This is a genomic window from Vibrio cincinnatiensis, from assembly GCF_022113815.1.
GTDB lineage: Bacteria > Pseudomonadota > Gammaproteobacteria > Enterobacterales > Vibrionaceae > Vibrio > Vibrio cincinnatiensis_A.
Genome location: NZ_SGOM01000001.1, coordinates 224938 through 239321 on the forward strand (window position 1 = coordinate 224938; position 14384 = coordinate 239321).

The window sequence follows — 14384 nt, forward strand, 5'->3', positions numbered from 1 at the left end:
ATATTTTGATGACAACTTTGCATGAAGGAGAGACGTGTGAGTAGTGATAATGGTGGGATTCCTCGCCCGAGTGGCAAGGTAAACCCAATTGATACTGACTACACGGTTGGACAGGATAATGTTGTGTTATCTGTTGGTCCTTTTGGGTTAGATATCCATAACCGAGTCTTTGCGGTATCAGGGTTAGCAATCGTTATCTTTGTGTTTGCTACTTTGATTTTCCGTGAGCAAGTCGAACCCTTGTTTGTTCATATGAGAGGTTGGTTAACTTCGCATTTGGATTGGTTTTTCTTATTCTCAGGTAATATTTTTGTATTAATCTGTTTAGGGTTAGTGGTTTCACCACTAGGCCGAGTCCGTATTGGGGGAACAGATGCGGTGCCTGACTATTCCTATGCTGGCTGGCTGGCTATGCTTTTTGCTGCAGGGATGGGAATTGGCTTAGTGTTCTTTGGTGTGTCTGAGCCAATGTCACACTTTAGTACGGCGTTGTCTGGTCCTATATTTGAAAATGGAGTTCGGACAGACTGGGCACCATTAGGTGGAGCTGTTGGTGATAGTGAAGCCGCTCGCCGCCTTGGTATGGCGGCAACCATTTATCACTGGGCACTGCACCCTTGGGCTATTTATGCATTACTGGCCTTAGGATTAGCAATTTTCTCCTTTAACAAAGGGCTACCATTGACAATGCGTTCGGTCTTTTACCCCTTGTTTGGTGAACGAGTTTGGGGCTGGACGGGGCATATCATTGATATTTTGGCGGTTGTTGCCACTGTCTTTGGGCTTGCAACATCACTGGGTTATGGGGCTTCTCAAGCGGCAACAGGGCTAAATTTCCTCTTTGATGTACCGCTCACGGACACCACTCAAGTGGTATTGATTATTGTGATTACTGCGTTTGCATTGATTTCAGTGGTGGCTGGCCTTGATAGTGGGGTTAAGCGCTTATCTGAAATTAATATGGGGCTTGCGGCGCTGTTATTGCTGTTTATTGTCATCGCGGGTCCGACCGTTGCCATTCTCACGGGCTTTTTTGACAATATTTTGGCGTACATTACGACACTGCCTGAGCTTTCCATGCCATTTGCGCGGGAAGATGTGAATTATTCACAAGGTTGGACCGCCTTTTACTGGGCATGGTGGATTTCTTGGTCACCTTTTGTCGGTATGTTTATTGCGCGTGTATCTCGTGGGCGCACCGTGCGTGAGTTCATTGTCTGTGTTCTTTTAATCCCGTCGACCGTTTGCGTTTTTTGGATGACCGCATTTGGTGGCACTGCGATCAGTCAGTATGTGAATGATGGTTATCAAGCCGTATTCAACGCAGACTTACCCGTCAAACTGTTTGCAATGTTAGATGTGATGCCGTTAGCCAGCATTACCTCAGTCGTTGGAATTATATTAGTCGTTGTATTCTTTGTGACTTCGTCAGATTCTGGCTCTTTGGTGATAGATACCATAGCGGCGGGCGGTAAAGTGGATGCACCAACACCACAGCGTATTTTCTGGTGTACGTTTGAAGGATTAGTGGCGATTTCTCTGATGTTAGGCGGCGGGCTTGCGGCAGCGCAAGCGATGGCTGTTACCACCGGTTTTCCGTTCACTATCGTATTGTTAGTGGCGGCAGTTTCGTTAATTAAAGGCTTAATGAGCGAACCAAGAAAAGCTAAATAATCGAGTTTTAACATCGATAAAAAAGCCCTAACCTTAATGGTAGGGCTTTTGATTGGATGAACACTCACAGAGTGTTCGATCGTTAGCGAATCAGTAATAAAGGAACGTTAGATTCAACAATAATTTTTGTGGTGTTGCTGCCGACAAAAAACTGGCGGAGTTTGGAATGTCCGTAAGCCCCCATAACAATCATACCCAGCGCATTGTTCTCTTGGTAATCTAAAATCGCACGGTGGACTTCTCCTGTTAAGCTGGCCTCAACCACCGCAATGCCATTTTCTCGCAGTTTTTGGGCCGCTTTTGCAAAAGCTACCGCTTTGTCATTGGCATCTTCCACCATCACTAAATGACATGTCATTCCCTTCAATAATGGGGTTTTGAGCGCTTTTTCAACCAGTTTCTGGCTAATCTCACTGCCATCAAAAGCTAATAGATAGCTATCGGGAGGGGTAAAGTCTCCAGTAGCGACGAGAATATGACTTTTAATAGTACGAACAACACTCTCTAATTGTGAACCCACCGCTTTGGTATTGCTTTGGTTCATTTCGCCCGATTTACCGACCACAAGTACGCGGATGTTTTGCTCCATATCGAGGAGCGTTTCTAGTAAATCACCATGTTTTTGTAATTTATTGAGATCAGAAAAACCAGACTCTAATGCTTTGGTTTCTAACTCATTGAGTAGTGCCTTTCCGTGTCTTAATGCCACTTTGGCTCGTTTTTCATCTAACTCAATCAGCTCTTGTAATAGATGCTCACGGCTCCCTAGGCCAATATTCCCCGAAAGCTCTGGCTCAGTTTCTCGTTCTGATTTGTCGAGCACATGTAAAAGCGTTAACGGTGCAGACAGAGTTTGCGCAGTCCAAATACTCAAGTCCGCAACTGACTGTGAGTAGCTAGAACCATCGATACAGGCAATAATATTTGTCATGACTTGCTCCTTAATGTCCGCCCATGAGTTTTTCAACTTCTTCAGGCTTATCGTGTACCCCAAATTTATCCACAATGGTGGCGGTCGCTTCATTCATACCCACAAGGTTAACTTCGGTGCCTTCACGGCGAAATTTTATGACCACTTTATCTAATGAGGATACCGCGGTGATATCCCAGAAATGAGCGGCTGAGAGGTCGATAGTGACACGCTCAATCACCTCTTTGAAGTCGAATGACTTAATAAATTGATCTGACGAGGCAAAAAAGACTTGTCCAACAATATGATAAATACGTTCGGCATCATTTTGAGAGAGAGCACTTTTCACCACCATAAAACGGCCAATTTTGTTAGCAAAGAACAGTGAGGCGAGTAATACTCCAATACCAACCCCGATCGCTAAGTTATGGGTGAAGACCACCACTACCACGGTGGTAATCATGACAATATTGGTCGAAATAGGGTGAGATTTAAGATCTTTAATCGAACCCCAAGCAAATGTACCGATGGAAACCATGATCATCACGGCCACCAACGCTGCCATGGGGATAAGTTTTAACCAGTCGCTTAAAAAGACCACCATGATCAATAAAAATAACCCAGCGCAGAAAGTGGATAAACGACCTCGTCCGCCAGATTTTACGTTAATGATCGATTGGCCAATCATCGCACAGCCGGCCATGCCGCCGATAAAACCTGTAGCAATGTTTGCTACACCTTGGCCTTTACATTCACGGTTTTTGTCACTGCTGGTATCGGTTAGATCATCGACAATGGTGGCGGTCATCATCGATTCCAGTAAACCAACCACGGCAAGCCCTGCCGAGTAGGGCAAAATAATCAGCAGAGTTTCAAGGTTCAACGGCACTTCTGGCCATAAAAAGACGGGGAGTGTATCGGGTAATTCGCCCATATCACCTACTGTCCGGATATCGATACCAAAGCTGATGGCGATAATCGTCAGTGAAATAATGCAGACCAGTGGTGAAGGCAGCATTTTCCCTATCACGGGGAGATAGGGGAAAAGATAGATAATGGCAAGACCGCCGAGCGTCATTGCGTAGACATGCCAAGTGACATTGGTCAGTTCAGGCAGCTGGGCCATAAAAATTAAAATTGCCAGCGCATTGACGAACCCAGTTACGACCGAGCGAGAAACAAAGCGCATTAAATTACCCAATTTTAAGTAACCTGCCGCAATTTGAAAAATGCCGGTTAGTACGGTGGCCGCTAGCAGATATTGTAAGCCATGTTCTTTGACTAAGGTGACCATTAATAATGCCATGGCCCCCGTTGCGGCAGAGATCATTCCAGGGCGGCCGCCGACAAAGGCGATAATCACGGCAATACTAAAAGAAGCGTACAGACCGACTTTAGGGTCAACGCCGGCAATAATAGAAAAAGCGATTGCTTCAGGAATCAGTGCTAACGCAACCACAAGACCGGCTAAAACATCCCCTCGCACATTGGAAAACCAATCGCGCTTAATATTTTGTAACATGTTTGTTCTCTATAAAAATGAAATAAAAAGGTGTGAAGTGAGAGGTGAAGGTCGCTCTAGGGCGGCGTAAGTGGCATCCACTGGGTCTCCTGCTGAGTATTTGAGTGAGGGATCTTAGTCATTCATCGTGTAAAGGTCAATGAAGCATTCTCCTGATAGGGTGAATGAATAAGGTTCAATGATTGACTCTTTGATTCTATGGATTTAGGGTTTGCCTTAATATTCGTTTTTCCATATTTGAAATCATGCATGAACCATTAAGTTTTTATAAATCTTTAGCCGAAGAAACGCGGCTTAAATCACTGTTATTAATAAAGAAAAAAGAGCGACTTTGTGTGTGTGATTTAATGAATGCACTTCAGTTAAGCCAACCCAAAGTATCGCGTCATTTAGCTGAGCTGAGAAAACATGGTTTAGTGATGGATGAACGATGCGGTAAGTGGGTCTATTATCAATTACACCCACAATTACCTGAATGGATGGATCAAGTATTACAGCTTACATTGATACAAAACCCCTCTTTGATTGAAGCTGAACTGTATAAACTGGGATCTCAGCCTTGTTAAAGGCGAAGTGTGGAGGGGTCTGTGATAGGAAATTGAGTGACGATTAAAATAGGATGAAATAACGCATAATGAACTCGACTCATTCTACACCGGTGCCATGCTTACTGGACACTTGGCATCGGTCAGAGTCAACACTTTTTCGTTGGCTAGTTAAGCAGTGCCAAGATCACGATTTAGAGTTTGACTTACTGCAAGATACTTTTTTACGGGCGCTACAGCAAGAGTATGCTTTTTGTGATATCACCCATCAACGAGCTTGGTTATTTCGAGTCTCCGCCAATTTATTAGCCGATCAATGGCGAGCAAACGAGAAGCTAAGCTTTGATGAGCAGTGGCTTGAAAAGGCGGTTGAGATGGATGATTTAGCGCCAACGGTGGACAGCCTTGCACAGTGTTTACCCAAAGCTCTACGACGTTTAGAACCAGCAGATAAAATGATCATCGAAGCGTGTGATTTAAACGGAATGAGCCAATACGCTTTTGCCCAGCAGCATGGCCTGAGTTTATCAGCGGCAAAATCTCGCATTCAGCGTGCCCGAGAAAAGTTGCGCCAAACATTGAAAACCCAATGTCAAATTCGTTTTGATGATCAGCAGCGAGCGTGCTGTTTTGTTCCTCGTCCAGACTAGCGCTACAGTTTTGTACCGTTTATTTCCCGTTTTTCTCTTCAATTACAGGTCCAAACCTGTTTAAGGTCAGGCCATCCCCAAGCGGTCAAGGACACATTATTAATTAAATCATGAAAGCGCAGCACTTGTTGTTCATGGAACAATGGATGAAGCAGCCCATGGTGAATCAGGCTAGAGGCAAACGGCTCCAAAGCGGTTAAATAATCTGAGACAGGGGTGTTGGCACGTAATTGAATCAGCGCATCCCGTAACCATTGGCTGGTTTGTGGCCCCACACAGCAGTGAAGCAGTGGGTTGCTGTATAAAAACTGATAAGCGCTGGTATGACGGTTATCATCCAGATTGATACTGCTCAGTACTAAGTCGGCCTGTAGTGTGCCTTGTGAGGCATGATGAGCCAAGGTTTGATAATCATAATGTTCAATCTGAACGGTCACCCCATAATTTAATAGTTCTTTTTCCATGGATTGGGCGCATTCAACCAAGGTGGCATAGTTGTAAACCGCTATCGTGATATGTTGGGGCAATGAGCAAGGCTGGCAGGGTAGCCGTGATAGCTTTGGCCAGAAGGGCAGAATATGGTAAGCCGGATCAAGATTGTTTTGCTGCAACCGTTGTGAAAGGCGGCAAGGTTCAAATAGCTGGAGTAGCCATTGACGCTGAGGTTCTGTTAATGGCAGTTTCGCATTTTGGTTTATCAGCAAAAATATCCCACCTTCTTCTTGTCGAGAAAATTGATTGATTTGCTCAGATTCGGTGTGAGATGAGGAGGTAGAAACATAATATTGACAGCTTCGTCCCGCATGTGGAATCGAACTAACCTCTTGCTCTGTCTCTTGGTTGAATAACCAAATTGTGACGTGATCACACAGTGATCGGCAGCCGTAATAATGTTCAAATGCATGAAAAATTAACTGTTTATCTGTGTGTGTATGAATCTTAAACGGCCCACTTCCGATCAGTGGGGTCGTCTGACTTCGAAGTTGTTCTGGTGGCTGAATCGAATACTGGACCCCACTGATTAACCCAGCAAAACCTTGATCTGGCTGTGAAAATTCAAACAATATCTCTCTTGAGTGCGGCGCACTAATATGTTGAAGATGGGCGAGTTCTTCTTGGTAATCAGGCCATTTTTTTAGGTGGTGGAACAGATCGACAATGGTTTGAGCATCAATCAATTGCCCATTATGAAATGTCAGTTCTGGACGTAGATAAAAACGCCATTGGTAGCGATTGGCATCATACTGCCAGTGATGAGCCAGCTCCGGTTGTAGCTGACCTTCTTTATCGCAACGTACTAAGCAAGCGTATACCTGACGAAGTAGAAAACGTTCACTGTTACGTTGTGGGCGATGCGGTAACAGTGAATGAAAAGAGCGGCGATAGGTCAGTTGGACGTGTAATCGCCCTTGGTGCATCGAAGCACCTGAGGTGTGTTGAAGTAAACGGGCAAACAGTTGTTCATTATGTTCGAGCAGTGTTAATGCTTTGCTATATTGGCTGCGTAGAATGTAATCACTGGCGAGTTGCTGTTTTAGGGAATCAGTGGACTGAATTAAACAGAGTGTTGAACGCTGACTTCGACCCACTTTCGGTTGCCAAGTAAGCCAGTGATGCTCTTGCATCTGGCGCAGCAATTGTCGGGCATAGCGAGGGCTGGTACACAATTGGGTTGCGATGTCATCTAATGTTGTAGAGTGGGGCTGTCCAACTTCACGACCAGAGAGGCGAGTATAATAACGGTATAAATTCAGGATAGACAAAATCGGATTCCTCAATTAATTAATGTTCCCTATTTTTATTATAAGTTATCACGTATTTTTTTCTCTGTTAAAGATAATTATTAAACTCTTTTAATTTCAATTGGTTGTTTGTTTTTATCCTGACTTATATTTTCAAATAGAGATTATTTATACCAAATGAGGAACAAAAATAAATAATTAATTCAGTTTTTGTTTTCCTCATATTGGGCATACTAACTCTATCCGAAGCCCAGTGAGGATTTCATCATGAATAGATCAGTACAACAAGGCAACCGCCCTCTACTTCAATCGAGAAAAAATACCTCCAGCCCAATGGCAGTGTATTACCAACAGCGGGTGTCACTGAGCCAAAATTGTTGGGAAAAAAAGGCGATTACCATGATGATTCAGCTATGCCAATGGCAAATGTCGTCCAATGAGTAACCTTATGGCACCTTACTTTGTTATGCTCCTGACCCCCATCAAGCTCACAAATAAGGTGCCATTTTTTATTCCCTTCTTTTTCTAAGAAAAAATTTGCGTCTTTTTCCTTACGTTTCCGTCTTATAGCAAAACGAATCGCTGATGAGCTTCAAACCATCGGCGCTGACTGCATGAGGAATAATGATGTTTGAAGTTTTTACTCAACTGGCGACGTGGCTGACTTACGATATGTTAGCTTTAGATCCCTCCACCAAATTGGCAGATACTCTGCACTTTTTTATTGAAGATACTACAAAAATTATGGCGTTATTGGTCGTGATGATTTACGTCATTGCCCTATTTCGTGCTTCATTAAATGTGGAGCAGGTACGTCAATATTTAGCTGGGAAAAAACGTGTCTATGGCTACTTTACGGGGAGTTTTTTTGGAGCGATCACCCCATTTTGTTCTTGTTCAAGCATCCCCGTATTTCTCGGTTTTACCTCCGCGGGGATTCCGCTTGGCATTACTATGGCATTTTTAATTACTTCACCGCTGATCAACGAAATAGCCATTTTGTTGCTATTTAGCTTACTTGGCTGGAAATTTACTTTGCTGTATGTCGTGGTTGGTATGTTGATTGGTATCTTGAGTGGTGGGCTTTTAGATGCCATTGGTGCTGAACGTTGGTTACAGCCTTTTGCTTCTAAAGCGATGAAACAAGCGCAGAAAAAGATGGGAAAGGGAGCGATAGCAGGTGAGATAACCTCACAATCCCCCCCTTCTGGGCTGTCTTTTTCTCAGCGTCATCATTTTGCCAAACAAGAGATGCAAGACATTGTGGGCCGAGTTTGGAAATGGGTTTTTATTGGGGTCGGTGTCGGAGCCGGTTTACATGGCTTTGTGCCAGATGGTTGGATTGAAAGCCATCTGGGGGCTGGTCAGTGGTGGTCAGTGCCTGCCTCTGTATTGGTCGGCATTCCTCTTTATTCTAATGCGACCGGAGTCATCCCGATTATGGAGAGTTTACTGAAAAATGGCCTTCCCATCGGTACTACATTGGCTTTTTGTATGAGTACGGTTGCGGCAAGTGTGCCGGAATTTGTCATGCTTAAACAAGTGATGCAATGGCGTTTGCTCGGGATCTTATTTGCTTTGCTTTTATCAGCATTCACCATCATGGGGTGGATATTTAATTTACCATTTTGGCAGTTTTAGGAGAAAAAATGAAAATATTTAAAGTGCTAGGTTCTGGTTGTGCGAATTGCGTCAATACCGCTCGGTTAATTGAAAAAATAGCGGGTGAACAAGGTGTTGAGGTTAAAGTCGAAAAAGTGACCGATCTTGAAACGATTATGAATTATGGTGTGATGTCGACACCTGGGGTGGTGATGGATGAGAAGGTTGTTCATTCTGGTGGTATTCCTAAACCAGAAACCATTATTCGCTGGTTGAATGATTAATAGCCAGAGCTGAGGCGGAGAGAAGTCTTCGCCTCAGTAACTAAGAGCGATTAGCCCACTATCCATAAATAGAGCAATCCAGCTGACATCGCCATGCTCAAAATTACACTAAGAAAAGCGACAATCATTGGCGTCTTAAATATGGCTTTAAGTAAAATAACCTCCGTTAGACTCGCCCCAGCGCTGCCAATGATTAACGCCATAACAGAGCCCATCGCCATTCCTTTTTGGACTAAAGCGGCACTTAAAGGGATGATGGCTTCTGCCCTTAAATAAAGAGGGATGCCAATTATGGCCGCGATAGGAATGGCATACCATTGATCAACGCCCGCATAACGCACAATAAATTCAGTAGGGATAAAGCCGTAGATAAAAGCCCCAAGGCTGATCCCAACCATTAAATAAGGCAGCACTTGCTTAAAGTCTCTCCATGTTGTTAGCCACAATGCCCACCAAATACTGGGTGGTTGAGTTGCTAAGGTAGGAACAACGCCATCTTTGGATGAATTAGAGGTTGAACAGCAAGAAGTAGGTTTAGCTGGTGATATTGGCGAGCAGATAGCGCCGAGTCGCAGGCTGGCTGCCTTTATTGGAGCCATTCCAGGAGTTTGCAAAACACAAGAGGCTGGGGCATCTTTTTTCTCTATTTTAGGGGCATTTTTTTGTGTGCAGCAAGTACTGGTCGCATTTTTAACGCTATAAGCTTCAGGCTTAACGTAGCGTTGAAATCCCAATATTTCCAGTAAAAAGCCGGCTGCAACCGAAACAATCAGCGCGACAGAAAAATAAAACAGAGCCACTTTCCAACCAAAAGTGATGACAAATAAACCAATGATGATTGGGTTAAGTAACGGACTGGCGAAAAGGAAAACCATCATCGGTCCAAAGCCTGCTTTGGCTCGGAGTAAACCTTTTAAAAAAGGGATGGTTGAACAGGAACAAAAAGGTGTTATGGCTCCCAGCAACGCCGCGATGATATAACCTTTTCCCTTACGAGAGGAGAGGATTGACTGAACTTTTTCAGGGGTGAGAAAAAGCTGCAAAGCCCCAACAGCATAACTAATGACTAAAAAAAGAAGAGTAAGTTCAATAGCAAGGAATAGAAACATCTCTGCGGCATGGTTCAGCATGGTTGTTATATCTGGATACATGGGTGACTCCAATATATTTCTGTATTTTTGGAAATATAGTATTTATGATGAAGGTTGACAATAATTATTTCTAAAAACATCGAAATGTAACGATTTTTAGGAATCATGCGAGGGGAATGATTGCGGTTCATTTTGGCTTGCCATAGTATCAAGGCGTTATATATCAGGAGTATTGAATGGATATTGAAACCATTGCCAAAGCATTAAAAGAGTTGGGGCACCCAACTCGTTTAGTTATCTATAAAACGGTGGTAAAAGCTGGTTACCAAGGCGTTGCGGTCGGGCAAATTCAAGAGCGACTAGCCATTCCCAATTCAACCCTCTCTCACCATATTTCTGCGCTTATTTCAGCTGGGTTAATTACACAGCGTCGAGAAGGGCGCACGCTCTACTGTGTCGCCGAATACCAAAACCTACAAACCGTTATCGGCTATCTACAAGATGAATGCTGTAGTGATGAAAAGGCACAATAGAGAAATAAAAGTGGTGGGGATGTATCTGTATCATGGCTGGATGAGGCAGTATACAATCAGGTAATTATCAAAAGTAATCTAATCCTCCGATAGTTATTTTCTAAATAACTTTTCCCCATTCCATGTTTCGAGAGCCAAGGAAGTGAACTATTTAATTCAATTTAATCATTAGGTCGTTCACACATATTTTTATTGAGCGATCAGTTGATTCACTTTTAGTGCATTATATCTAATGCCTGTTTTTTATTTTATGGGTTCTTGCTATGTCCAGAAGTCAACGCCTCCTAGATTTACTCCAACTTCTTCGACGCTATAGATATCCAGTCTCAGCTGAGCAATTAGCAAGTAAACTAGATGTTAGCGTAAGAACAATCTATCGTGATATAGCAACGTTGCAATCACAAGGCGCAGAGGTTGAGGGAGAAGCTGGGCTTGGCTACATTTTAAAACCGAGCTTCGATTTACCCCCAATGATGTTTAGCTTAGAGGAGCTTGAAGCCCTCAGGTTAGGAGCTGAGTGGGTGGCAAAGCAAGCAAACGGAGAGTTTAGTGAGGCCGCTATTGACGCACTTGCTAAGATATCAGCAGTGTTACCTTCTGAACATGAAGCTAAGCATACCGAGAGCGTCATCAGAGTTGCTTCAATTCTTAAAGCACCAGAGGTGATGGTTAAACTAGCTGAGCTAAAAGCAACGATAAAAAAAGAGAATAAAGCAGAAATTCTTTACGAAGATGCCAAAGGTGTTATCAGTAAAAGGGTGGTATGGCCAATACTTATAGGGATGTTTGAGCAACACAATATCTTGGTTGCATGGTGCGAAACACGAAACGATTACCGTAATTTCCGTCTTGATAGGATTCAATCATTTTTTCAACTTGAGTCTAAATATGAGCGTTCTCGTCATGTTTTACTCACTGAATGGGAAGCTCTGGAGGGGATCGGACATAAGTACTTTCACTACTGACAAAAACTGTCAGTACCTACGGTTATAGTTAATTTATCCCTTTCGGAAATGAAGATTGACAACTATGTTAGCTATTGATTCTATTGTTCTTTATGTTGAAAGTGTTCAACTCAGCATGGCCTTTTATAAGAAAGTATTTGAGTGTGAACCTAAGCTTTTGTCGCCAACTTTTGTGGTAGTCGAGTTTGCTGAAAATGTAAAAATCACGCTAAAACAAACGGATGCACTTACACCAAGTAGTTCAGTTCGAGGTGGCGGGACTGAGCTTTCTATCCCTGCAATTAACAGAACTGAGTTAGATACTTTATTTGAAAAGTGGCAGGCGCTAGGAGTAAATTTTGCTCAAGAGCGCGAAGAGTCTGTATATGGTATCAATTTTGTCGCATTAGACCCAGATGGGCACCGTTTACGAGTGTTTGCTTAACGTTACCTTGTTTTTCGGCAATGATGTTGCAAGGAAACGTTCAGGGAAACCATCAAACTGATAACGAATGACTCGAAAGTACCATTCTTTCGGTAACGACGGTGACTGTTTTCGCGCATGGGAACTCAGCTTTCGCTTCACAAGCCAGTCGTTATCACTGTATTCATGCACTATTTCATAGTTAATATCTTTCTTTAATGGTGTCACCCAATGGCGATTATTACCTTGATTTTCAACGTGACGAAGTAGCTCTGCTCCGTGATAGAGTTTGTCCATAAGTAGCACTGAATTATCGTTGATGCTGTCCGCTCCAATGACTGGCACTTTGATGGAATAACCACTGTACAGGCTCAACACCCAACCGTTTACGAGCTTCGGTGAGAGAGCTTTTAGCTGATAGCAAAGCGTTGTTTAATTGCTTGGAATTTAAGGCTAATGGTTCAGCAACAGTATGGATAGATTCCTGTCTCAGCAAAGACATGCCAATCACGAGTCTGAGAACATCTTGTGGCTGAATTTTTCGACGTCGGACCGTCGCATGGGATGTCATACTCAATGCGTTGTTTACCCACTCAATAGGCAGGTGAGCATTCAAGACATGTAAGTAATCGCTCTGCAGTGGATAGCTTGAAGAAAAGTCTTCTAATTCAGCAGCAAACATACGGGCTCCTTTCAGGCGAGCCAGTAGTTTGCTTGAATTTAAGGATCGTTCAAGTTATTCATTTTCCTTAAACGATCAGCATTGCGCATAGGCGGGGATCCATATATTGCTTTAGTCTGCTTGTACAGAAATGACAGTATTGGGTCACTTGACGGCAGGGGGCTCAGAAGAGTCGATTAAGATTTTTTCGCTAATAACTCCGCAATTTCTTGATCTTTCTTATGTCGAACATCCAGCCCTTTAACAAAATAAATGGTGTACTCGCAGACATTACGGGCGTGATCGCCGATCCGCTCGACTGCGCGGCCAATCCAAGTGATTTCCAAGATCGTTTGGTAATGCGTTCCTTGAACCAACATATCTTTATCATTTTGCCGCAAAATTTCTCCATAGCTGTTGTCGATGTGGTTATCCAGCATCGCCGCTTGCAGCGCCTCTTCTGCATTCATATTGTGAAAGGCATCCATGGATTTTTGTAGCATATTAATGACGTGTGCATTGATCTGTTCAAATGCATCTTCTTGCAGTTCAATTCCATCAAAGTAATTCTTTTTACCGGGATGGTGCTCTTTTAGACGCAAGACGGCATGAGCGATTCGTTTGGATTGATCACCGATACGCTCAAGATCCATGATCGCTTTCATAATTGAGAATACAGCACGTAAATCACGAGCAGCGGGCTGACGCTTGACCAAAATATCAATACATTGTTGATCAATTGCCAGTTCAAGTAAGTTGATATTATGATCGTTTTCAATGACTTGTTTCGCAAGGGCGACATCACCTGTCATGAATGCATTCAAGGCATGGCGAACTTGTGTAATCACCAAATCGCCCATATTAACAACCCCATCAACAATAGAACGCAGTTCACTATTGTAGCTGTGTGAGGTGTGCCCATCGATACGATGAGTTGGCATAAACTTCTCCTAAAAAATCGTCAATTAACCGAAGCGGCCGGTAATGTAATCTTCTGTGCGACTATCACTTGGGTTCGTGAAAAGCTCGCGGGTATCATTGAGTTCCACAAGGTTACCCATATGAAAAAAGGCGGTTTTATCTGAAACTCGAGCAGCTTGTTGCATATTGTGTGTCACCATTGCAATGGTATAGCTGCCTTTGAGTTCATCAATTAAGTCTTCAATGATGGAAGTCGCAATCGGGTCTAATGCGGAGCAAGGCTCATCCATTAGAATCACTTCTGGATTGACAGCAATGGCGCGGGCGATACATAAACGCTGTTGTTGTCCTCCTGATAAGCCTGTGCCTGGTGCTGATAACCTGTCTTTAACTTCATTCCATAATCCAGCGCGACGTAGGCTGTTTTCAACAATTTCATCCAAATCATTTTTGTTATCAACTAAGCCATGTAAACGTGGTCCGTAGGCAATGTTTTCGTAAATCGATTTAGGAAAAGGATTCGGCTTTTGAAACACCATCCCCACTTGAGCGCGTAGCTGAACGACATCTAAACTTGGGTGATAAATATCTTGCCCATCCAGTGTGACAGAACCCACTACACGAGCGGTATCAATGGTGTCATTCATTCGATTCAGGCAGCGTAAAAAGGTGGATTTACCACAGCCTGAAGGGCCGATAAAGGCGACGACTTCGTTTTCAACGATATCCATATTGATGCCGTGTAGCGCTTCGGTTTCGCCATAAAACACTTTGACATCACGAGCCGCCATCTTGGTATTTTTTACCACACTGGCTTTGGGGTTCTGGCGGACCATTTGTGGGTTGATCATTGACTGATTTTTCATTACTGCTTCACTTAT

Annotated in this window: 17 protein-coding genes; 9 read left to right on the plus strand and 8 right to left on the minus strand. The window is 43.4% G+C overall.

Features of this window, described 5'->3' with window-relative positions:
• Nucleotides 1-36 precede the first annotated feature (36 nt).
• Nucleotides 37-1674, plus strand: a complete 1638-nt coding sequence (locus EXA13_RS01015; protein WP_238131463.1) for a BCCT family transporter — start codon at nucleotides 37-39, stop codon at nucleotides 1672-1674.
• A gap of 82 nt (nucleotides 1675-1756) precedes the next feature.
• Here the strand turns inward: EXA13_RS01015 and EXA13_RS01020 are convergent, their stop codons facing one another.
• Together EXA13_RS01020 and EXA13_RS01025 are read right to left on the minus strand one after the other, a co-directional pair.
• Nucleotides 1757-2605, minus strand: a complete 849-nt coding sequence (locus EXA13_RS01020) for a universal stress protein (protein ID WP_238131464.1) — start codon at nucleotides 2603-2605, stop codon at nucleotides 1757-1759.
• A 10-nt stretch (nucleotides 2606-2615) separates the two neighbouring features.
• Nucleotides 2616-4106: a SulP family inorganic anion transporter gene (locus tag EXA13_RS01025; protein WP_158117389.1), complete on the minus strand. Its 1491-nt coding sequence runs from the start codon at nucleotides 4104-4106 to the stop codon at nucleotides 2616-2618.
• A gap of 245 nt (nucleotides 4107-4351) precedes the next feature.
• Here EXA13_RS01025 and EXA13_RS01030 point away from each other — a divergent pair, with 245 nt between their 5' ends.
• Nucleotides 4352-4672 carry a metalloregulator ArsR/SmtB family transcription factor gene (locus EXA13_RS01030; RefSeq protein ID WP_078924502.1) on the plus strand — a complete coding sequence of 107 codons (321 nt, stop codon included), beginning with the start codon at nucleotides 4352-4354 and terminating at the stop codon, nucleotides 4670-4672.
• Between the two features lie 68 nt (nucleotides 4673-4740).
• Entirely contained in the window at nucleotides 4741-5301 is a 561-nt protein-coding gene (locus EXA13_RS01035; protein WP_238131465.1) for a sigma-70 family RNA polymerase sigma factor, read from the plus strand.
• 38 nt (nucleotides 5302-5339) lie between these two features.
• Here EXA13_RS01035 and EXA13_RS01040 read toward each other — a convergent pair whose 3' ends face one another.
• Entirely contained in the window at nucleotides 5340-7064 is a 1725-nt protein-coding gene (locus tag EXA13_RS01040) for an SgrR family transcriptional regulator (protein WP_238131466.1), read from the minus strand.
• A 246-nt stretch (nucleotides 7065-7310) separates the two neighbouring features.
• Here EXA13_RS01040 and EXA13_RS01045 point away from each other — a divergent pair, with 246 nt between their 5' ends.
• From EXA13_RS01045 to EXA13_RS01055, 3 genes are all read left to right on the plus strand, one after another.
• Entirely contained in the window at nucleotides 7311-7487 is a 177-nt protein-coding gene (locus EXA13_RS01045; protein ID WP_238131467.1) for a hypothetical protein, read from the plus strand.
• A gap of 183 nt (nucleotides 7488-7670) precedes the next feature.
• Entirely contained in the window at nucleotides 7671-8684 is a 1014-nt protein-coding gene (locus EXA13_RS01050; RefSeq protein WP_238131801.1) for a permease, read from the plus strand.
• A gap of 8 nt (nucleotides 8685-8692) precedes the next feature.
• On the plus strand, nucleotides 8693-8929 hold the full coding sequence (locus EXA13_RS01055) for a thioredoxin family protein (RefSeq protein ID WP_238131468.1): 237 nt from the start codon (nucleotides 8693-8695) through the stop codon (nucleotides 8927-8929).
• Between the two features lie 50 nt (nucleotides 8930-8979).
• Here EXA13_RS01055 and EXA13_RS01060 read toward each other — a convergent pair whose 3' ends face one another.
• Nucleotides 8980-10080: a permease gene (locus EXA13_RS01060; protein ID WP_238131469.1), complete on the minus strand. Its 1101-nt coding sequence runs from the start codon at nucleotides 10078-10080 to the stop codon at nucleotides 8980-8982.
• A gap of 176 nt (nucleotides 10081-10256) precedes the next feature.
• Here EXA13_RS01060 and EXA13_RS01065 point away from each other — a divergent pair, with 176 nt between their 5' ends.
• The 3 genes from EXA13_RS01065 (at nucleotide 10257) to EXA13_RS01075 (ending at nucleotide 11942) form a co-directional block, all read left to right on the plus strand.
• Nucleotides 10257-10553 carry an ArsR/SmtB family transcription factor gene (locus EXA13_RS01065; RefSeq protein WP_238131470.1) on the plus strand — a complete coding sequence of 99 codons (297 nt, stop codon included), beginning with the start codon at nucleotides 10257-10259 and terminating at the stop codon, nucleotides 10551-10553.
• Between the two features lie 263 nt (nucleotides 10554-10816).
• The gene (locus tag EXA13_RS01070) at nucleotides 10817-11518 is read left to right on the plus strand and encodes a helix-turn-helix transcriptional regulator (protein WP_238131471.1); all 702 of its coding nucleotides are present in this window, start codon (nucleotides 10817-10819) and stop codon (nucleotides 11516-11518) included.
• 64 nt (nucleotides 11519-11582) lie between these two features.
• Nucleotides 11583-11942, plus strand: coding sequence for a VOC family protein (locus tag EXA13_RS01075; protein WP_238131472.1), 360 nt, complete (start codon nucleotides 11583-11585; stop codon nucleotides 11940-11942).
• Here the strand turns inward: EXA13_RS01075 and EXA13_RS01080 are convergent.
• From EXA13_RS01080 to pstB, 4 genes are all read right to left on the minus strand, one after another.
• Nucleotides 11925-12218, minus strand: coding sequence for a hypothetical protein (locus EXA13_RS01080; RefSeq protein ID WP_238131473.1), 294 nt, complete (start codon nucleotides 12216-12218; stop codon nucleotides 11925-11927). The genes EXA13_RS01075 and EXA13_RS01080 overlap by 18 nt on opposite strands.
• A 13-nt stretch (nucleotides 12219-12231) precedes the next feature.
• Nucleotides 12232-12603, minus strand: coding sequence for a transposase domain-containing protein (locus EXA13_RS01085; protein ID WP_238131474.1), 372 nt, complete (start codon nucleotides 12601-12603; stop codon nucleotides 12232-12234).
• A gap of 176 nt (nucleotides 12604-12779) precedes the next feature.
• Nucleotides 12780-13523 (minus strand): phosphate signaling complex protein PhoU, encoded by a 744-nt coding sequence (gene phoU / locus EXA13_RS01090; protein WP_238131475.1) that lies wholly within the window; start codon nucleotides 13521-13523, stop codon nucleotides 12780-12782.
• Nucleotides 13524-13547: 24 nt separating this feature from the next.
• Nucleotides 13548-14354 (minus strand): phosphate ABC transporter ATP-binding protein PstB, encoded by an 807-nt coding sequence (gene pstB, locus EXA13_RS01095; protein ID WP_238115236.1) that lies wholly within the window; start codon nucleotides 14352-14354, stop codon nucleotides 13548-13550.
• Between the last annotated feature and the right edge of the window lie 30 nt (nucleotides 14355-14384).